This is a genomic window from Mycoplasmopsis mucosicanis, assembly GCF_006546935.1.
Taxonomy (GTDB): Bacteria; Bacillota_I; Bacilli_A; order Mycoplasmatales; family Metamycoplasmataceae; genus Mycoplasmopsis; species Mycoplasmopsis mucosicanis.
Genome location: NZ_SMDN01000009.1, coordinates 1 through 21,829, shown reverse-complemented (window position 1 = coordinate 21,829; position 21,829 = coordinate 1). Strand labels below are relative to the sequence as shown.

The window sequence follows — 21,829 nt, the reverse complement described above, 5'->3', positions numbered from 1 at the left end:
AAAGGTCAAAATGAGAGTACAAATTAATAAAGGTCATACTAATGTTTCATATCGCGACGGTAACAAATTTATTCAAGAAAAAAAACATAATGGATTTAACCATAACATTGATTATTCAGTACTTAACGTCTTTGATTTTGTTCCTAAATTGCTCAGTGATAACACACAATTTAGTGAGTGAGAATTTATTGATGGTGTTGAACCTACAATAAGTTTAGATAATGTTGAGCAAATTGCTCAACAAATTAAAGCAATTCATAATTCAAAACTTGTTTTTGCACCTTCAAATCATGCTCGACGCGTAAAACATTATCGTATGCTAATGAAGCAATTTAACCGCCGTGTAGAAGTACTTGATAAATATTATCGTTCAATCAATTTAACTCTTGCAAAAATGGCTAAAGACACTCCATTGCACAATGATTTATGACCTTTTAATATGATTGAAACAAAAGACAAAATTTACTTTGTTGATTGAGAATATGCAACAATGGGTGATAAGCATTTTGAACTTGCATACGTAATTGAGGCTAGCGATATGAATGCTCAAATTGAATCAAAATTTTTGCAAGCATATGGTAATTACAATCCAGTACATCTGCTAAGACACAAGATGTTGGTCAACTATTTGGTTGTACTTTGAGTTCACACTCAAACTCAACCTCCTTTTGATACACATAAATATCAACAACGAATTGAGCAGTATGCAAATGAATTAATTTCTATAACTAGCAATAAATAATTTTACGAAAATACACATAAATGAGTACTTTTGGTAAAAAAAATCAAGTAAGCAACAATTGTATTAATAACTGATTTTTGCTTGCTTGTTTTTTAATATATATATTTAATATATAATTTAAAAATAACAGATTTGAAGAGGTCATATGTTTAGTGAAAATGAAAAAAAATATAAATCAATATTAAATAATCTTTTAGATGTAAGTCCTAATGATAAGGCAATTTTTTGTCGTACTGATAATAAGTACTACTTTGATTTTTATAAGCTTTTTGGCGAAGAAACATACGATAAAATTTATAAACATCACTCATTTAGCGTTGATATCATTGAGCAAAAATTATTGCGTGCTACTGAACAATTATTGCAATGTAGTTATGCTGAACAAGTTCAATTAATAATTAATGAGTATGATTTAGAAGTATCAGAATACACAATTAGATTGGTTAATAAGAACTTTGAACAAGGTTTACAAAGACTTATTGAAGAACTTACAAAACAATATCAAAAACAGTCTATTAAGTGAAAATTGTTTTTGGAAAAAGCTAAAGAAATCAATGAACAAAGCAATATTTGACCTATTCATTTAGGCTTTTTATTTGTGAAAGTAAAGATTGACGATAAGGTAGTTTATGGTCCTTTGTTTGTTAAAGAAGCGTATCTAACTATTGAAAATGCTCGACCAAAATTACACTCAACAGGCGACATAAAAGTCAATGAAAAATTGCTTTTTTTACTCACAAATGCTAATTTTGACCTTAATACTAACATTGATATCTCACGATTAAGTATTGCTGAATTAATTAATATAATTAAAGAAAATTACACAAAAATCTATCAAAATATACCTGAAATCAATGCTCCTTTTATTAATATTGAGACGGATAAAGTGCAAAATGAGTCGCTAGAATTTTGTCCTGGTATTGTGTTAGGTTTATTCCAACCTTCAGGTGGCTACATCAGAAATAGAATGATGGATATCATTAAAAAAGATGAAATAAACAGCATTTTTAAAGTTGATTTTCATAAAGCTAACAATACTAAACGTATTCAAAATTACTTATTCCATCCACGTAAAAGCTTATTTAAAATTACTCCTTCAAACTATTCTCAAGATCAAGCAGTTGCTTCATCACTATTGCAAAATACATTGATTTGAGGTCCTCCCGGAACTGGTAAATCACAAACAATTGTTAACTTATTGACCAACATTTTAATGTACAAAAAAACTGCGTTGGTGTGTTCACAAAAACGTGCTGCACTTGATGTGATTATTAAACGTATGGGCGAATTAAGAATGTTTTGTCTTTATATGTCCAATACTTCTAGCACAATTTCTAAGAAAAAATTCTATGAACCTTTGCAAAAATACATTAATTATTTGGAGTATTTAGATAACGACTCTAGAGTTAAAGGTCTTCCTATCATCAGTCAAAAAGAGTTTGACTATATCAACAATATTCAAGAGCTCAGTGAAAATCCACAATTTTTAAATGCTTCAAAAGTGATACCAAAATTGAGTAATTTTGTAGACAAACTTGATCAAAAACACTGAGAAATTCTATTGAATTTACCTGATTTTCTTATTTATCCAAATGAAATTAAGTTCGAAAACATTAAACAAGCACAAAAAAACATATTAAAAGTTAATGGCCTTTACTGAAATATATTCAGTAAAAAAAGACGCAGAGTAAAAGAATTAGCAGTAAAAATATATGAAAATTTCAATAATAGCGATCTAAATATCAATGAATTAAAATTGCTAACAAGCAATTTTGACATTCAAGACCTAGATTATATAAATAAATTAGTAAATATTACTCCACCAGCAAGAGAACAAATAAGTGATGTTAAAGAACTAAAAAAATACATTGCAAGTTATATTTTGGCTAAAATGGACAATTTTAGCGATGAAGAAAAAGCTCAATATCTTGAATTTAGTTCAGTAATTAGAACTGCAAAAGTTCAACCATATAAATTTATTAATAATTTTGCTTCACTAATTAAAAAATTATTTCCAATTATATTAATTACTCCTGAAACTGAAATGAGTGAGTGACAAAGAGAAGAATTTGACTACGCAGTTCTAGATGAGTCAAGTCAAATTTTTGTTGAAAAAGGACTTCCGGTTGTTTATCTAGCAAAAATTAAGGTATTAGCAGGTGATAAAGAGCAAATGAAGCCTTCAAATTGGTTTGGTGTAAGAGTCAGTGATGATGAAACTGTTTATGGAATGACTGAATCATTGCTTGATTTTGGTATGGCTTTAAGCGTGCACAGTATTTTGCTAAACAAAAACTACCGTTCTAATCATGCTGCATTAATGACATTTAGTTCTAAACATTTTTATAATTCAAGTTTGGATGTTATTGATTCTGCTGGTCTTAGTTTGGATGCTAAACCTATTGAAGTTTATGAGGTTAATGGCATTTGAGAAGATAACTCTAATCAAGTTGAACTTGATCTAGCACTAGATCTTGTAAAGCAAAATTTAGAAAAATATGAAAAAATTATTTTACTTTGTTTTAACTCTAAACAACAAGACACAATAATGAGACATATTTTTGAAAGTGAACCAGAATTGGAAAATGCATTGAAAAATGATGCACTTTTACTCAGAAATATTGAAAATATCCAAGGTGATGAAGCGGATTTAGTTATTGCAACACTTGGTTATGATGCAAATGCAACAATTCATGCAACTTATGTAGGACGACCAGGTGGTAAAAATGCACTAAACGTTGCTATTTCGCGGGCAAAAGATAAAATGATTGTTATTAAGTCACTAAAAGCAAATGATGTGAAAACCACTACAGCCAATGAAGATATGTATGCATTCAAAAAATGGTTAGAATTTTTAGAACTTAGTGATGATCAAAGAAAAGAATTTATAACTCATAAACAACAAAGCGAAAATGATAATTTAGATGTACAAAGTGAACTTTTTGAAGAAATATTTGACGCAGCTCAAGAATTGATAAAAGATAAACCATACATTAAATTATTCAAAAATTATGCTCTCGGAACTCTTAAAGTTGACATTATGCTGCAATATTATGATCAAAATGTTTATGCAATTTTAGTAGATGATTATCAATATGCAAATGACCCTAATAAATATCTTGAGTTTAATGACATAGCAAAATTTATTCGTGCTAAAGGCTATACATTATCAGTTTTTGATAGATTGAATTGAGAAAAATCACGTGAAGACTTTGCACAATTTATTAATAGTCTTGAAGTAATTGATAAAAATGAAGATATAACTGAAGAACAGATTCAACAAAAAACATTTGAAATGGCACTTGAAACTTTTGACGATAAATACTCAAAAATGAGTATTTTGGACAAAAATGTTAGTGAAATTAATCAATCTGATGCTGTTGATGAAGCAAATGATAACAAAAACATTGATGTACAAATTAATGAAAAATTAGAAGAAGAATTTAATGAGTTAGAAGCAGATGAAAAAGTTGCTCAAGATCTTAGCCCAGAGCCAAATGTTTTTGAAAATATATTAGCCAAAAAGAATGATGTTGAAGATGCTGTTATTGAAGAAGTTGTTAAAGAAATGGATGTTGATACAGATGAATTTAACACCCCTGCTGACTTTGAAGATAATAATGACCCTCAAAATGATGAAATTAGTGTTACAAATGAACAAACTAGCGAAAATACAGATGTAAATATTGAGCAGGATTCAGACGATCACGACACATCTTCACATACTCAATTACATTCAGAAAGTTCTGAAGAAAGTATTGAGCAAAGCCAAGATTTATTGAATTCAAATAATGATGTTGATGAAGACACGCAAGAAATAGAAGTTGATAATGATAAGCCTATTGAAGAATCAAAACAAGAAAATAGCACTGAAAGTCAAAATATGAGCAATGAGACAAATGACTCAAAAGTCTCACCTTACAACTCAATTTATGAAAGCAATGATTGACTTAAAGAGGAATTAAATATTGATTTAGACAGCATTGTTGTTCCTGAAATTAATATTGAAGAGATTGAAAAAAGCAATACTAATTCAATCAAAAAACCAACGCCTGAACCTAAATTTGAGCATCATGACAGCCTTGAAGATACACAAGAAGTAAATGGAAATTTAACTGCTGAAGTTGATGCGATGAATGCTGTTTTCTATGATAAAGCAGACGAGTATAAAGAAAAATAGACCCGCTTAAGGTCTATTTTTTTTGTCATATAAGATATTAATTTTTTAGTAGTCTTAATACATATATTTATTGTTGAAATTTACTAAAAGTACTCAAAAATGAGTATTTTCGTAAAAATTAAAGTTCGCTTAATGTTTTGGCCATGTTATTTTTATACACACCAACACCTGGTTGATTAAATGGATTTACTCCATTTAGATATGCAGACATTGTAACAGCTAACATAAAGAATTGAAATAGGTACCCTAAATTTCACTCATTAAGATCGCTAAATTCGATAAACATATTAGGTATTTTTGCATCAACTGCATGAGCTTTAAGTGTAGCATCAAAAACGGCTCAATTTACTTTGTGTAATGATTTACCATCCAAATAATTAATACGATCAATATTTTCTTGATCAACTGTTAGTTTAAAATCTTCTAATGCATTAGTTAAAACCAAAGAAGTCTCAAACAAGATTCTGCTTCCTTCTTGAATAAATTGACCAAGTGAGTGCAAATCAGATGAAAATTGAGAAGAAGCTGGAAAAAGACCTAAACCATTTTTACCTTCGCTCTCTGCAAAAAGTTGTTTTCATCACTCTTGGAAAAGTCTTAATCTTGGTTCATATGAAACTAGAAGTTCGATTGAGTACTGTTTATTTGACAAAATGTGTCGAATAACTGCATACTGATAAGCTTGATTTGTGTTCAAATCAGGATTTTTGTTATCTTCATTACATTTTTGAGCACCTTCAAGTAGCGCTTTTGTGTCAAGACCTGCACACATAAAAGGGAATAGACCAACAGGGCTAAAAACACTAAAACGACCACCAACATCGTCAGGCACAATTAATTTTTCATAACCTTTTTGTGTTGCTAAGTCATAAAGCACACCATTTTGTGCATCAGTTGTTGCAACAATTAATTCTTTTGCACGCAAAACTCCAACTTTTGCTTCAAGAAGTTTTCTAAACTCACGAAATGCGATTGCTGTTTCAAGAGTTTTTCCACTTTTTGAAATCACATTGATAGCAAAACGTTTATTTTCAACATATTTTAGCTGCGTAACAAGACTTTGAGCACTGACATCATTACCTGCAAACAAGAGTTCAATTTTTGGTTTATTTATTTTGTACTGATCAAAGATAAATTCATAACCTGCTGCTGCACCTAAATATGAACCTCCAATACCAATAACAACTACAACTTCAATGTTCATATTCATTCATTTTTTTGCGAGCATTTGCATTTTTTTATACTCATCATTATCCAATTTATTTGGTAAATTAATTCAACCTAATCAATCTTTTTCAGCAACCTCTTTACGATAAATTGCATTATGAATTTTGCTTACTTTGTCTTGATATTTCAATACAGTTGCTTGATTCATTGCTTTTGCAAAATTTAATATTACTTTATTCATTATTCTCCTTAACTAAAATGGGTTAGTATTGTTTATATATCCTTCAAAAATTTGTGCTCAATAAAAAAAACATATTAAAGCCCCTAATACAGCCTCAGTGTTGCTTTGCAAAACAATTTCAATCATTGAAACGTTTGCAATGTTTGAAAGTGTTGTGCTAATTCCATCATTGTTTAGCTTATTAAATTCATTAAGTCTATTCTGCTTGTACTTTGGAACACCATCTTTGTCACTGAGCTCGGGATAAATTCTGAAGTCATACCTTTGTTCTTTTAGTCTAAAAAATGTAGCAAAATAACTATGATTCATATTGAGCGTGTATGGTGCAAATGAGTAAATATCCTGTGGAAAAACTAAATTTTGAGTTCAAAATCCATTTTTTATGTCTTTTGAATTGACTAAATGAGCAAATATATCTAGACTTTTTTTTATTGCGCTATTGGAAACAATATTGAGACACTTATTTTTTTCTTGCTTTAACTTGTGTCGTATGTATCCGTATTGAAAAGCATAATTAAATTGTAAATTTGCGGACGTAAATTCAATGCTCGCAGAACGATAACCCTCAATTAAGTTATTAATATTTAAACCTTTTAAATAGAGCAAAATTATGTTTATTTCGCTAAAAAAAGCATATCTACGATCAAGAATGTTTGGAATTATAAGTTTATTATCCTCATCTATTTCTAAAAAACTTAACTGCTCTTCAACATCTGTTTTGGCTATTAAAAAACTTCGTCTTAGTACTCTTCAATAACCATAATTTTGTTGGACATAATTAACAAAAACTTTAATGAACTCGATGAATTTTGTATCGAAACTACTCATTTTTGAGTATATAAATGCACAAGTTTCAAAATTTAGTGAACTTTTTAAACACTGAAAATCACTGAATCATTTTTCAAAAGGATCATTACTGTTTATGAAATGATATTTGATTTTGTTTTGAGCTAGAATGTCATACTTAAAAACAAATTCAATACCACTCAATGCATTTTGAATTGTTAATTCATCACAAAAGATAACTATGTCCCTAATATTGTCTTTTATTATTGCTTGAGATATTTCTTTAATCTCTTCGAAGTTGTATTTTCCAAAATTCAATGTTAGTTCATGAAAACCAAAATTTTCAAAACTATTAATAGTTTTGTAATTGATACCTTGAATGATGTCATTAGCTAATTTGATTAAATTTTCATTTGAAAAATCAGGATAATAGTTATAAGCCTTCAACTCAATTTTAGACATTTTGGCCTCTATTTTTTCAAATGTTTATATCTTTTTCAATTTCACTTTTCAATGTTCGAAAACCATGTTTTGTTTCTTTTAATTCATCAGTGAAAGGTGTACGCGCAAAATAAGAGTGATTGTATTTGAAATTTCCAATACCTGTACTATTTGCATTGTCTATTTGTTCAACATAAAAATTAATTTTATCCTTGATAGAAAATTCTGCATACAAATTTTTTGAACTTCAGTCAGTGATATTTTTTTTAGGTATGTTAAAAACGTATTTTTTGTTAGTTAAAACAGTTATGCCTTCACGACATATATGTATTATTTTTCCAAATAGAATATCACCTCTTTTATTCATATCTAAAATTATAAACAATTTTTGCAGAATTTAATTTATAAACTAAGGCAGTTTCAGTTGATTTTGAAAAAAATATTAATTTCTACATATGTATTTTTTTACGAAAATACTCATTTTTGAGTACTTTTGGTAAAATTGAAATTCTCTTTCAATTATTTAATATTTTAATATAATTTCAATATCTATTAATATTCTAATTATTTAAGGGGTCAGAATGAAAAACATAATCAAAAATCAGCATCAAAATAGAACAGAATTAAAATTTTGTCATATCAACAAAATTAAGTCAAAAGACCTTAATAACGCACTCCAAACATTTTTAATGAAAATTAGCGAATTTAAAAATGTTCAACCGCAACATATTTCTGCAGCAGATTTTAATCGTATTAGACAAAATTTTCACGATTTAAATACATTTATTATGAGTGTTATTGCTAAAGACAAATTTAAATTCAAAAGAGAAACTGCAACAACATTGAACGAAATTAATTCAGTTTTTAAAATTTTGATTACTCAACTTTGTCCTCATTATGAGTTGGTTGATACACAGGAAAACTGTGCAATTTATACAAATAGTGATCAAGTTGATTTATTTATAGCTTGAGAGACTTCACAATTTGTATTTGGTAATAAATACATTGTTTTTGCTCCAAAATATGAATACAATTTCTTGCTTCCTGAAGGGGTAAAAATTTCTTCAAAAGATGTTAAAAAACTTTATTCAGAATTCGTTGTTGTGATACCTCAACAATCCGAATATACTGAACCACAAGAAGAAGAAATTCAATCTAATAACGTTGAGTTAGTTGAAAATGATAGTGAAAAAGTAGTGGTTAAATTGGCTGAAGAAGTCGATATTTTCGATCATGAACCTAAAAATATTGATGAAACTATTGAAGTTGAAACTGAATCAATGTCAAAAGGTGAAGATGATGTAGTTGTTGATGAAAATGTTGAACAATTAGAAATGTCTACAGAAGAAAAACAAAACGAGTTATTCTTTACATACTTTTTTGAGCTTGAAGAAGAAGAATTGAATATTGCATTGAGCAAATACATTGAAAAATTTGCATCTTTTAAAGACAAATTCAATTCTCATATATCAGCAAGAGACTACAATAGAGTAAGACAAAATTATCATGATATTGAAAATTTAGTTACTAATTTATTGAGCATAGATGTTTATGATTACAAAGATCAAACAAGAGCACTATTTGCTAACCTAAAAAATGAATTTAATAGATTAATTACAAATTTATGTCCTCATTACGAATTACAAGATACAGAAGAAAATTGATCTGTATATCAAGTTGAGCAAAATAAATATTCATTATCTTATGAAACATCATATGTTGTTATAGGCAACAAATTTGTTGTTTTTGCAGATGAAAATGAATTTAATTTCACTTTACCTCAAAATGTGTTAATTAGCGAAAATGCTCTTAAAAGTCTATTTTCTGACTATGTAATTGATATTCAAAGTGCAAACTCAATTTACACAACTGTATCACCTGAAGTTGAAGAAATAATTGAAGATGTTGTGCAAAATGAAGAAAACCTTGAGCCTCAAACAACTCAAGTTGATGATATGTCAATTAACAACGAACAAATTGAAGAACAATCATCAGAAGAAAACCAAGAAGTTGCAGTATTCACACACGAGGATGTAATAGCTCAATCTCAACAACACGAAAGTATGCAAGAAGAATCTCATGAGGTTCAAGACACTATGGAATCTCATGATTCAACTCAACAAGTAACTAGTTCGCAAACAATTGAAGTGCCTGTTGAAGAAGCAAATTCAGTTGATGAAGTTGAGATTGTACAACAAAAAGAAGTTGTTAAAAAACCTAAAAAGGTTAAAAAACAAAAACCTGAAAAAGTTAAAAAACACAAAACTCCAAAAATTATTATTGATGGTGTTGCATATTATGAAACTCAACTTGAAACAGTAAGTCAAAATGAAAAAGTTAAACCAGGTAAATACTTCTCAAGACCTTCTTTAACTTTATGATGACATATTGGTATTGTTGTACTTTTAATCGTAGCAATATTAGTTTTATTAATTGTTATTTTAAGAGTAGTTGAAATTTATGCAGACGTTGAAATCTTTAAACCTTTCAAAGATCTTTTCAAAAAATAATGTAGCTTTTTTGCATTATTAGAAAGGAGCATACATTGTTAAATAAAGATAAAAATATTGTAACTTTAGTAAATCATTTAAAAGCATCAGGGTTTGTTTTTCGAGGAAGCGAGATCTATGGTGGTCTTGCTAATACATGAGATTATGGTCCACTCGGTGCTCTTTTAAAAGATAATATTGAAGCAATTTGAAAAAAATATTTCATACAACAGGAAAAAAACAATTTTTTACTTGATTCTAAAATTCTGATGAACCCTCAGGTTTGAGTAACATCAGGTCATGTTGTGAATTTTAATGATCCTCTTATTGAAAATTTAGAAAATGGTAAAAGATATCGTGCAGACAAATTGATTGAGCAAATTGACTCATCGATTGTGGCTGAAACATTAACTTTTGCTGAAATGAAGGAATTTTTAGACAAAAACTTGCATGAATATGAGGGTTCTAAAACTCGTTGAAGTGAAGTTAGAAAATTCAATCTTATGTTTGAAACCAAGCAAGGAGTTACTGAAGAAAGCAAAAGTAAGATTTATTTAAGACCAGAAACCACTCAAGGAATCATGGTCAACTTTAAAAATGTTCAAAGGTCAATGCGAGCAAAATTACCATTAGGTATAGGTCAAGTTGGTAAAAGTTTTAGAAATGAAGTAACTCCTGGAAACTTTATTTTTAGAACTCGTGAATTTGAACAAATGGAACTTGAGGTATTTTGTCATCCTCAACAAGCAGATCAAATTTTTGACTATTACATTGAAAAAGCAATACTTTTCACTAAAAAATTAGGTCTTAGCGAACAAAATACACGTCTAAGAAAACACGATCCAAAAGAACTTAGTCATTACTCATCAGCTACCAGCGATGTTGAGTATTTATTCCCTTTTGGTTGAGGTGAATTATTTGGTATTGCAAACCGTACAAATTATGACTTGTCTGCGCACCAAAAAGCAACAGGTGAAAATTTAGAATATCTTGATCCAATAACAAATGAAAAATTTATTCCATATGTTATTGAACCTTCAATGGGACTAGATAGACTTATGTTTGCTATTTTAATTGAAGCTTATGATGAGGAAAAAATCGATGATGATACTCGTCTTGTTTTAAGATTTTCAAAAGAATTAGCACCATACAAAGTTGCAATTTTGCCTCTTGTTAAAAAGTTAAATGAAAAAGCGAGTGAGATTTTTCAAATGCTACTCGACAAAGGTATTTCAGTAACTTATGATGAAACTGCTTCAATAGGTAAAAGATATCGTCGACAAGATGCAATAGGAACACCTTGCTGCATCACTGTTGATTTTGATACTCTTGAAGATAACACCATAACAATTCGTGATAGAGATACAATGCAACAAAAACGTATCAAAATCGATGAAATTTTAGAATACATATAGTATGAGCACAAATTTAAGAAACATTCATGATGAATTAATTGCAAAACTTGACATAGTGGAGCAAATTAATAAGTACGTAACTTTAACCAAAAAAGGTCAAAGTTACGTTTGTTTATGTCCCTTTCATGATGACTCCAATCCTTCGATGAATGTTAGTCCTTCAAAACGAATCTTTAAGTGTTTTGTGTGCGGTGAAGGCGGTGATGTAGTCAGATTCGTTTCTAAGTTTCAAAAAATTTCTTATCCTCAAGCGCTTAAAATGTTGGCTGATCAAAGTGGTATAGCCTATTCATCCAATACATTTTATGAACCTAAATCAAACTATAGTGAATTAGATTTACAAGTTATTGACTTACTTGAACGAGTTAATTCTTTCTATAAACTTGAATTCATTAAACTAAAAAATTCACTCTTATATGATTTTTTTACTTCGCGCCAATTAAATAATGAATTGTTGTCTCTTTTTGATATTGGTTATGCTTCAAAAGACTCATTTCTTGAGTTTTTTGGTGATGAAATTAAACAAAATGCCTTAATTTTTGCAAAAGCAGGTTTAATTCATGCCGATTCAAAACAACCAATTTTTGCAAACCGAATCACTTTTGCAATTCGTAATTCTGAAGGCAAAGTTGTTGGTTTTTCGGCTAGAACTCTCAACAAAGACGAAAAACCAAAATATATCAATAGCGCTGAGTCAACAATTTTCCAAAAATCAGAAATTTTATATAACTTTCAACAAGCAAATCAAAATATTGTTGACCATGAATTAATAATAGTAGAAGGCTTTTTTGATGTTATTGCTCTTGCAAAAATTAAGCGTTTAAATGCTGTTGCTCTAATGGGGACCGCTCTAACACTCAAACATCTTAAACTACTTAAAAATAAAAATATTATTCTCTTTCTTGATGGTGATAATGCAGGTCAAAAAGCTTCTTTAGCAAGTGCTAAATTCTTGCTTTCTAAAGGCATTGATGTGCGAATTGTTGCTAACAAAACACGCCTCGACCCCGATGAAATAATAAAAGAACTCGGTATTGAATACTTACAAAATATGCTTGCAAATGCACCAGCAGCACTTGATTTTGTATATGATTATTTCAAAACTCAATACAGTCTTATTTCAGGTAGCAACAATGATCTTAATAGTATTCAACACTTTGTTGCCTGTATCAATGAATACATTCAATACTCATCACCAACAGTGCAAAGTTATTACAAATCTAAAGTTAATTCTGATTTCAAATATACTCCAGATTTTGACCAAAACCACTCAAAAACGAGTGAATTCGACTTATCAGTTAATGATGAATATTTTGGTTTTGAAGACACTAATACATTTTTGGCTCACGACTTTGTCCCTGATTATATTCCCCCTGAACCTCTTGATATCAATGCACCAAACTTTAGTGAGAAACCATACAAAATTGCTCAACATTCACAAAATAAAAATAAATTAAGCTGAATCGATCTTCTTTTTTATTTGATACTCGATCATCCGGATTTATATGATTTATTTATTCAAAGACAACAAAAAGTCAATGAAAAAATGTCCTTAAACGTTTTTAATGATTATAAGCATTCGATAATGAATCAAATGATGCAAGGTAATTTAAATAATAATCAAAAACAAGACATTAGACAAACATTAACTCATAATGACGAGCAGCTTACAAAAATATATGAGAATTATCGTCAAAATTTTGGCCGCGGCAGCAATGATTCCAACTCAATTTACGAGGATTTTGAATTTGTTTATAACAAAGCGCGCATCGAAGCAGACGAAGAATATATCAACGACACAAAGCAACCATTTAATAAAGAAATGATCGCGCAAAATGACAATTTATTCAATGAACGATCAAAAAATATAATAATAATCCAAGGAAGGAAAGATAAAAATGTCAAAAAATAACAACATTAAAACAGTAATCGATATGGTTAAAGCACACGCTAAAAAAACTCAAAACAAAAAGCTTTCACAATCACAAGTTTATGAGTATCTTGATGACATAAAAGTTGAAATTCCTGATGAAATGATGGACGAGATGCTTCTTGAACTTCACGAGATTGGCCTAGTTGGTGATGATGTTGATGATGGCGATGACATTGATGTTGGTGTTGATGATATCATGGATGAATTAGACGATGAAGACACAGAAGACAAAGAGGATTCATCAGACGAAGAGGATAAATTTAAAAAACCACAATTGCATGAAGAAGTTGAAGAGTATGAAATAGATACTGATTTTAATGGTGCTATTGATATAGTTGACTACGACGATGACGATGAGTTTACTAACGAATACAATTATGATGATTATGAATATTCAGATTACTCTTCATATGCAGATGAAGATGAAGATGAAGTAGCAAATAGCAAAAAAGAACTTAAACCTACAAAAAAAGAAAGCAAGAAAAAATCTAAAGACATTAGCGATTCTGATTTAATGATTGAAAACTACGAAGACGAGGAAATTGACCTTAGCAAGGATGATGGTTCAGTATTAATTCACGAACTTCGAAACAAACTTACCGAAACCAATGACATTGTTAAATGATACATGCGTTGGATAGGTAAATATGGAAAATTACTCACTAAAGAAGAAGAAGAGAAATTAGCTCTCGAAATGGAAAAAGGTGGCTTTAGAGGCAAGCGCGCGCGTGACAAATTAATCAAGCGTAATTTACGTTTAGTTATTAATAATGCTAAAAAATACAAAAACAGAGGCCTAAGTTTTATTGATTTAATTTCAGAAGGTAACTCTGGTATTGTTAAAGCTGTTCAAAAATATAACGTTTCGAAAGGTTTTAAATTTTCTACTTATGCAACCTGATGAATTCGTCAAGCAATTACACGTGCAGTTGCTGACCAAGCACGTACTATTAGAGTTCCAGTGCATATGGTTGAAACTATCAATAAAATCACTAAAATTGAGCGAGAATTACACCAACAAAATGGTACAGAACCAACTGATGAAGAAATTGCACAAAGATATGGCGATGGTTTTACAGCTGACAAAGTGCGATATATACGTAAAATTAATATTGACCCTATCTCTTTAGATAAGCAAATTGGAAAAGAAAACGATTCAGCATTCTCTGATTTTGTTAAGGATGAAAGCGTAGTTAATCCAATTGATTTTGCCTCACAAGAAGAACTAGTTGAAATGCTAAACGATATTCTTCTAGACACACTAGACAAGGAAGAATATGAACTTATCTGTAAGCGTTTTGGTGTAGGTTTTGATGACGAAGGAAAAAAATATAGAGTTACTCCTCTTGAGGTGCTTGCTCATGAAAGAAACGTTTCTAAAGAGCGTATTCGTCAAATTGAAAACAAAATTTTAAGAAAATTAAAAAATAGCACCCGTAAAGGGAAACATTTAAAGGACTTTTTTAAATAATGAAATTAAGAACTGTAACTAATTTTTTACTAGAGCAATATCCCCTCGAGGATGCAGACGAGTGAGATTGAGCCGGTTTTAGTTTAAAATACAATCTTTCTGAAGAACTAACAGGTGTGGTAGTTGCACTTGATGTTACTTCTAAAATTATTGACTATGCAATTAAACAACAAGCAAACCTAATTGTTGTTCATCACCCTTTTAAATTTACTGAAAAATGAACTGATGAATATTTACAAGCCCCTTATAAAAAACGACTTGTAAAAATTCTTAAAAGTCATGGTATCAATGTTTTAGCATTGCACACAAATTATGATAATAATCTAAATGGAACATCTCATAAAATTGCTAAGGCATTAGGATTTAAGGAATTTGAACCATTCACAACTAAATATCCATGTGTTATTAGCACATTAATTGGACTTAATGAACTAAAATTAAAATTAGAATATTGTTTGAGATTACGCAATTTTAGAACAAATTCACATGACCCTATGCGAAAATATAACAAAATTGCAATTCTCTCTGGTTCAGGTCCCGCTTCACTTGCTAGTGATCTTAAATTTGCCGGCGTTGAATTAATTATCACAAGCGACATCAAATGAAGCGAATGATTAACCTATAAAGAACTCGATATGGACGTTCTTGAAGTATCACACCTTGATGAACAAGTCTTTGTTGATGATATTTATGCAACACTAAAAGACAATTTTTCCGATTTAAACATCAAAACATTCAAATTAGAAGAACCATACAAAAATATTTAGGAGCAAATATGGACTTGAGCCACATTTTTGAAAAACAAAAGCAATTAGACAACGCAATTAATTCACGTGAAGACCTTCATCATGTTGTTCCTGATGAATGGAAGGCTAAATGATTATTAGCATTGTTAGTTGAATTTGGTGAATTTGCTAACGAAGTTCAATGTTTTAAGTACTGAAAAAAACACAAAACTATTAATCATGATGCTGTTCTTGAAGAATTTGCTGATGTTTTGCATTTCCTTGGCTCATATGCCTACAAACTAAATGTTGATCCAGTTATCGAAGCAAAAATTGTTTCTAAGTTTCCTACAGATCAAATTTTAGAAATCTATAAAGTCGCTAGCCAGGCAAACACTAACATAACCAAAGAAGTTCTTAGCGAACTTTTATCACTTTCTCTTGGTACTGCAAAAATGTTAGGCTATAAAGATGAAGACATTTTGAAATGATACGAGTACAAAAACGCTAAGAATTTTGAGCGCATAAAAAATCATTATTAAAAATTTGCTTAGTAGCAAATTTTTTTTGTTCATTTTACCAATATACTCATTTTTGAGTACATTTGGTAAAATTTACTCGCTTTTTGGCTCAATACAAATTTTAATAATTTCGTTTTCATGCTTATTGATTGTATTGAGTTTAAGTACAACTCCATTAAACTGTGTTTTGTTAGGAGAAACAACGAATCTAACCATTGAGTTATAACGCATATGTTTATAAACCTCTTCAAAATTTGCACCTATTGCTGCATTAGAAGGACCAGTCATACCTGCATCACTAATAAAACATGTTCCATTAGGCAATACTCTTGCATCATTGGTCTGCACATGAGTATGAGTACCACATACTGCATCTACTTTACCATCTAAATAAAGCGATAAAACTGCCTTTTCACTTGTTGTTTCTGCATGAAAATCAACAAAATGAAAGTCAGTTTTTTGTTGATTTTCAATCACATTATCTATTGCATCAAAGAAATTTTCAGCATATTCATGATATCATGGAGCAAGCAATTTATTAAACATAATACCCATCAATGAAGTTACTCTTATGGTTGCATTTTTGTTTGGAATATTGATTACAACACTGCCTTGACCTGCATAAGAATTTGGAATATTAAGCGGTCTAACAATGTCATTATTGTTTATGATTTCGAAAATACCATTTTGTGCTCAAACGTGATTACCGAGAGTAAAAACGTCAACACCACACTCTTTTAAAGCATAATAATCTTTAGCAATAAAGCCTTTACGATTTGATACGTTTTCGGCTTGAGCTATTACTAAATCAATATTGTGCTCTTTGAGTAAAATTGGTAAATTTTGTTTTACATTATCGATGCCAGGTTGACCAAAAATATCGCCAATAAAGAGAATTTTAATCATTTTATTTTGTTCCATAAATGCCTCAATCTTTTGTAGTTCTACTACAACATTACTAATTTTATACAAATTTTTTATGTTGCTAAACATTTTTGTAAGCGAACTTCAGATGTTTAATTTGTCAAAAACTACTCAAAAATGTGTATTTTGGTAAAAAATAATCCAGTTTCCTGGATTATAAAACTTTGCTTTCGAGTTCTTTTTTTAACTCATCATTTTCCTTGAGCATTTCTTTGAGTGCTTTTTTACCTTGACAAATATTTTCACCTTGGTAAGCATATCATGAACCTTTTTTCTCAAGTATTCCTTTTTGTACTGATAACTCAATTAATTCACCGACTGCATCAATACCTTGACCAAAAATTATTTCAGTTTGTATTGATTTAAATGGCGGAGCCAATTTGTTTTTCACTACTTTTATTTTGATGTCATTTCCAATAATTTCTTTACCATCAACTATTGAAGAAACTCTTCTTACTTCTAAACGCACTGATGAATAAAATTTCAGAGCTCTTCCACCTGTTGTAGTTTCAGGGTTTCCAAACATTACACCAATTTTTTCTCTGATTTGATTAACAAAAATGATTGTTGTATTGGTTTTGTTTAGTGAAGCAGTTATTTTTCTTAGTGATTTTGACATTAGTCGAGCTTGTAAACCAATTTGATTATCACTCATTTCTCCATTTAGTTCAGCTTCTGGAACTAAAGCAGCAACTGAGTCAACAACAATAAGATCTATTGCACCACTTTTTGTCAAATAATCAACAATATCCATTGCTTGCTCACCGCTATCTGGCTGCGAAATAATTACTTTATCCAAATCTATTCCTAGATTTGAAGCATATGAAGGGTCAATTGAATGCTCAGCGTCTATAAATGCAGCAACACCGCCTTGTTTTTGAACTTCTGCAATTGCATGCAAACAAAGTGTGGTTTTACCACCACTTTCAGGTCCAAAAATTTCAATAATTCTTCCCTCCGGATATCCACCAATGCCTAATGCATCATTGAGTAAGTATGAGCCAGTTGGTATGACTTTTATTGCTTCTGCTAGTTTATCTTGATCAAAAAATGTGATTGCTTCAGCACCAAATTTTTTGGTTATTTCACTGATTGCTTTTTGTATTGCATCATTAGATTTGTTTTTTTCTTCCATGTTTATTTTTCCTTTCAAAATAAATTATGAAAAATTGGCAAAACTAGCAAAAAAAGTAAAAAATTATCATTTTTGGTCTATATTTCTCAAAATTATTTAACTAGAAATAATTGTACATTCCTATCATAAAAATAACGATTTTATGTGGCCAAAATTGTATATAGTGTGGAATTAAACCACAAATTAGTACATTTAATAAAGAAATTAATATTTATAGGTATATAAAATTTATTTTATACTAAAATTTAAATATCAATTTAAATATCTAATAAATTGATTTGAGAAAGGAATATTATGTTGCAAAAACAAGAAACTTTAAAGTCAAGTGAAGCAAAAAAAGAAAAAACTTCTAAGACTTTAAAACTCACATTTGGAATTATCTTTATTGTGATTTTTCTAGTAGTAATTTCTGTTTCTATTGCTTATATTGCAGACTTTGCAAGGTTTTATGGAACAAACAAAAACGGGTTGCTTTGAACAGCTCAACAAAGGGCTCAAGGGATATTTGGTATCTTTAACCGTCAATAACTAAGGAGTAAAAAATGAAAGACAATCAGAAAAAAAATAAATCATTGAAAGCTTTGTTGTATTTAACAGGACTACCAGCAGCAGCACTAGCTATTGTAGTTCCTTTATTGCATTCTAAAGCAGATATCAAACAAAACAGACAAGATTCAATTTCAACAAATAAACTTTATGAAGCTTTATTGATCTCTGAAAATGAATTGAAAAACAATAAAAGATTAACTCCTGAGCAACGTGCAGAATTAGAATCAACAATCAAACATGCTAGACAAATTTATGATGAAATAATCGATGCTCACAACTATGATTCACGTTCTAAAGTAAGTACAGCTATTGAACTTAAAAATAAACTTTATTTACAAATAGCGCAATTTGAATTGATAAATGCGCAAAGTGACGATGAATTTATTAATGTTGCAAATCAACATGATAAAGATTTTGTGCTTGAAGATGTGAAAAATGAATACAAAGACTTGCTCAATAAATACATTGATTCACATACAGGTAATGGTGCTAAAAAAATTGATAAATCTCAATTCATAAAAAGCGTTAGTGATCTATTCGAAAAACAAAACAAAATCTTATTTAATCTTGAATTAAATACAGATATGTTTATCTATAACAAAATTGTTACAAAAGACTTTTTACACATCGATTCAAAAGCAGCATCAATGCATCAAATTGTTGAATTTATCAATGATCAAATTAAATCACAAGGTATTTCACGTGATGCAGTTGAAGTTTATGAGGAACTTTTTGAACTTAAATCTGCTGACCTTTATAACGATGAATCAAAAAACAACACAATAAATGTTGAGAAAATCTATTCACAAATTCAAGATGCTAAACAACAAGTTTCTTCTTTAAGCATTGAAGGTGTAGAAAAAGCCAAATTAATTAATGAACTTGATTCTCTTGAAGCATTTGTTCGTAAGTCAAAAGGTTCACTAGACTTCAAAGTTATTGATCAAAATAACAAAGAAGTTAGTGGTTTTAAAATCATTGAAGAATTTATTAACTCATTTTGAGATAAAACAGCTCAATATTTTCAAGATGACCAAAAACGTATTGAATACTTAAAATCATTAATTGCTCAAGCACAAGCACTCATCGAAACATTACCACAAAGTCTTAAAGCACAATTACAAAGTCAAATTGAACAAGCACAAAAATTCATCGATTCAAAAGAACAAAAAAACATATTTACAAAAGTTTCAGACTTTACTAAAGAGTTCAACTCAATAAAAATTGCTAATAACGTACTTACTAGCGTGTTAAACAAAATTGCAAAATCTAATCTTCATGCAGATTCTAAAAAACAATTTAGCCAACAATTAAACCAAATTAAATACACAAATTTCTTTGATTATGTTGCGCAAATAAATTCAATTGAAGCACAAATAAATGCTCAAAGTGCTATTAAAGAATTCTTTAAAAACAAATTTGATGAATTGAATTCTCAAATTAATTTTTCAATTAAATATGCTAATCTTCTAGGAACTAGTTCTCAAGACATCGAAAGTCTTCGCGAACTTCAAAAAAGAATTGAAGCCCTAAATATTGAAGAAATAAAACGTAGTGACCTTGCAACTCTATTCCACAGCTCAATTTCAACTGTTAGAAATATCAACAAAAAAGAACTCAAAAATGTTTGAGAAAAAGTCGAAATAGAATTTAAAGACAAATCAGCCAACGAAATCCTTAAACTCAAAAATAAATTTGACACATTTAACAATAAATTTAAACAATATTACTCATCATTTAGTACTGCAACACGTTCTGAATTAAGTGCAACAGACAAACTAAACAATAACTTAAACGAACAATTTATAGGTGGTGCAGTAGCTCAATCACTTAATCTTTGATATCAAGCTCAACTAGCAAATAACTACACAGATATCAATGAAAAAACACTTCACCTTCAAGCTTTGTTTGATACAACTTTTGATGATGACAAATTCAAAGATCAAGAAAATAACAACGACAACATTTCATCAATCCAACTCCTTAAAAAACAAATTGAAGAAATCAGAACAAAAGGTGCGTTGATTTCTAACGCCGATAATCTAGAATTTAGCGAAAAACTTGAAAAACTAAAAGAACTAAGCAGATTACAAAGAGAATACGAAGATAAACTAAACCAAATTAAAGAATTAGACCTTCAACGTGTTGATGCTGATTATGTTTTCAACGGCTACAACGACAATGATGTGGCCAAAATTTACTTTAACAAGGAAATCAGAAACATTAATCGTTTACGTGAGGAAGCTCGCGCTGCTTTAAGTGATCCAATTAATGGCAATTTTAATCTTCGCGCAATTCGTGATGAACTTAAAAATGCTCTTGATGACTTTAGAGAAAAATTAGACAACAAAGATGGTGAAAGCATTGTTGCTCTTATTAAATCATATATCAATAACAACTTTGCCAACCGTCGTAAAGACCCTTCAAGACCAACCGATGTTGAAGATAAACTACTTAAAGCAATTGACAAATACAAAGGCGAACTTGATAAAAACACTCGTTCAATTAAGTCTTCAACCGAAAAATCTCAAGAATCACAACGCATTCAAAACAAAATGAATATTGTTCGTGATGCAGTTCCTGCTGCAACCAAATTTGAAATCAGTCTTGAAGAACTTATTAAAGAACACAACGACTCAATCAAATCAGTTTCAAACTTCCGTGATCAACTAAATGGTTCAGGCAACACAGCAAAATTATCTTTCACACCAGAAAACAAAACAAAATTTGAAACTGAAATCAATAATGTTTCGAAACGAAATACTGAAATATCAGGCGAAATTGAAAAACTACAAAACCTTATAAAAAATGAATTATTTGATTCAAGCATACACAATAAATCATTTATCCAACAAAAAGAACAACAAATTCAATTCTTGCGTCAAGAACTTGTTATTTTAAATACAAATCTAGCAGTTCAAAAAGAATTTCTTTTGATGAAAAATAATGAAATAACTGATGGAGTGCTTCGAAACTCTCATAAAATTTGTGAAATCTAAAACATAATGAACCGCTTGAGATAGGTTAGTTTAATTGTAAATGTTATATCATGTTTGTTAAAAATAACTAACAAGATTTTGATTTTAATACCGTTATTTGATAGTTTTTTT

Annotated in this window: 15 protein-coding genes; 10 read left to right on the top strand and 5 right to left on the bottom strand. The window is 29.6% G+C overall.

Annotated features, from left to right (window positions below):
• The first annotated feature begins 10 nt into the window (after nucleotides 1–10).
• Nucleotides 11–742 carry a phosphotransferase gene (locus E1I18_RS02745; protein ID WP_141484073.1) on the top strand — a complete coding sequence of 244 codons (732 nt, stop codon included), beginning with the start codon at nucleotides 11–13 and terminating at the stop codon, nucleotides 740–742.
• Nucleotides 743–887: 145 nt separating this feature from the next.
• Nucleotides 888–4,922: a DEAD/DEAH box helicase gene (locus E1I18_RS02740; protein WP_141484072.1), complete on the top strand. Its 4,035-nt coding sequence runs from the start codon at nucleotides 888–890 to the stop codon at nucleotides 4,920–4,922.
• 118 nt (nucleotides 4,923–5,040) lie between these two features.
• Here the strand turns inward: E1I18_RS02740 and E1I18_RS02735 are convergent, their stop codons facing one another.
• Genes E1I18_RS02735 through E1I18_RS02725 form a run of 3 tightly spaced genes read right to left on the bottom strand, consistent with a single transcriptional unit; the run spans nucleotide 5,041 to nucleotide 7,924 of the window.
• On the bottom strand, nucleotides 5,041–6,330 hold the full coding sequence (locus E1I18_RS02735) for a glucose-6-phosphate isomerase (protein WP_141484071.1): 1,290 nt from the start codon (nucleotides 6,328–6,330) through the stop codon (nucleotides 5,041–5,043).
• Nucleotides 6,331–6,342: 12 nt separating this feature from the next.
• Nucleotides 6,343–7,578: a glucose-6-phosphate isomerase gene (locus E1I18_RS02730; protein WP_141484070.1), complete on the bottom strand. Its 1,236-nt coding sequence runs from the start codon at nucleotides 7,576–7,578 to the stop codon at nucleotides 6,343–6,345.
• A complete protein-coding gene (locus tag E1I18_RS02725; protein WP_141484069.1) occupies nucleotides 7,571–7,924 on the bottom strand; it encodes a S1 domain-containing protein in 354 nt (117 codons plus the stop codon). The genes E1I18_RS02730 and E1I18_RS02725 overlap by 8 nt, the downstream gene beginning before the upstream one ends.
• Before the next feature lie 214 nt (nucleotides 7,925–8,138).
• On the opposite strand from E1I18_RS02725, the gene E1I18_RS02720 reads away from it, so the two are divergent.
• The 6 genes from E1I18_RS02720 to E1I18_RS02695 are packed head-to-tail and all read left to right on the top strand — an operon-like array spanning nucleotide 8,139 to nucleotide 16,132.
• A complete protein-coding gene (locus E1I18_RS02720) occupies nucleotides 8,139–10,067 on the top strand; it encodes a hypothetical protein (protein ID WP_141484068.1) in 1,929 nt (642 codons plus the stop codon).
• 35 nt (nucleotides 10,068–10,102) lie between these two features.
• Nucleotides 10,103–11,461, top strand: a complete 1,359-nt coding sequence (locus tag E1I18_RS02715) for a glycine--tRNA ligase (protein WP_141484067.1) — start codon at nucleotides 10,103–10,105, stop codon at nucleotides 11,459–11,461.
• 1 nt (nucleotide 11,462) lies between these two features.
• On the top strand, nucleotides 11,463–13,373 hold the full coding sequence (gene dnaG, locus E1I18_RS02710) for a DNA primase (RefSeq protein WP_141484066.1): 1,911 nt from the start codon (nucleotides 11,463–11,465) through the stop codon (nucleotides 13,371–13,373).
• Nucleotides 13,360–14,865: an RNA polymerase sigma factor gene (locus E1I18_RS02705; RefSeq protein ID WP_141484065.1), complete on the top strand. Its 1,506-nt coding sequence runs from the start codon at nucleotides 13,360–13,362 to the stop codon at nucleotides 14,863–14,865. Before dnaG ends, E1I18_RS02705 begins: the two co-directional genes overlap by 14 nt.
• The gene (locus tag E1I18_RS02700) at nucleotides 14,865–15,632 is read left to right on the top strand and encodes a Nif3-like dinuclear metal center hexameric protein (RefSeq protein WP_141484064.1); all 768 of its coding nucleotides are present in this window, start codon (nucleotides 14,865–14,867) and stop codon (nucleotides 15,630–15,632) included. Before E1I18_RS02705 ends, E1I18_RS02700 begins: the two co-directional genes overlap by 1 nt.
• A gap of 8 nt (nucleotides 15,633–15,640) precedes the next feature.
• Nucleotides 15,641–16,132, top strand: a complete 492-nt coding sequence (locus E1I18_RS02695) for a dUTP diphosphatase (RefSeq protein WP_141484063.1) — start codon at nucleotides 15,641–15,643, stop codon at nucleotides 16,130–16,132.
• Nucleotides 16,133–16,204: 72 nt separating this feature from the next.
• On the opposite strand, the gene E1I18_RS02690 is transcribed toward E1I18_RS02695, so the two are convergent.
• The gene (locus tag E1I18_RS02690; RefSeq protein ID WP_141484062.1) at nucleotides 16,205–17,032 is read right to left on the bottom strand and encodes a TIGR00282 family metallophosphoesterase; all 828 of its coding nucleotides are present in this window, start codon (nucleotides 17,030–17,032) and stop codon (nucleotides 16,205–16,207) included.
• A gap of 157 nt (nucleotides 17,033–17,189) precedes the next feature.
• A complete protein-coding gene (gene recA / locus E1I18_RS02685) occupies nucleotides 17,190–18,170 on the bottom strand; it encodes a recombinase RecA (RefSeq protein ID WP_211334707.1) in 981 nt (326 codons plus the stop codon).
• 294 nt (nucleotides 18,171–18,464) lie between these two features.
• Here recA and E1I18_RS02680 point away from each other — a divergent pair, with 294 nt between their 5' ends.
• The gene (locus E1I18_RS02680; protein ID WP_141484060.1) at nucleotides 18,465–18,698 is read left to right on the top strand and encodes a hypothetical protein; all 234 of its coding nucleotides are present in this window, start codon (nucleotides 18,465–18,467) and stop codon (nucleotides 18,696–18,698) included.
• Between the two features lie 14 nt (nucleotides 18,699–18,712).
• A complete protein-coding gene (locus tag E1I18_RS02675; RefSeq protein ID WP_141484059.1) occupies nucleotides 18,713–21,718 on the top strand; it encodes a coiled-coil domain-containing protein in 3,006 nt (1,001 codons plus the stop codon).
• Nucleotides 21,719–21,829: the final 111 nt, after the last annotated feature.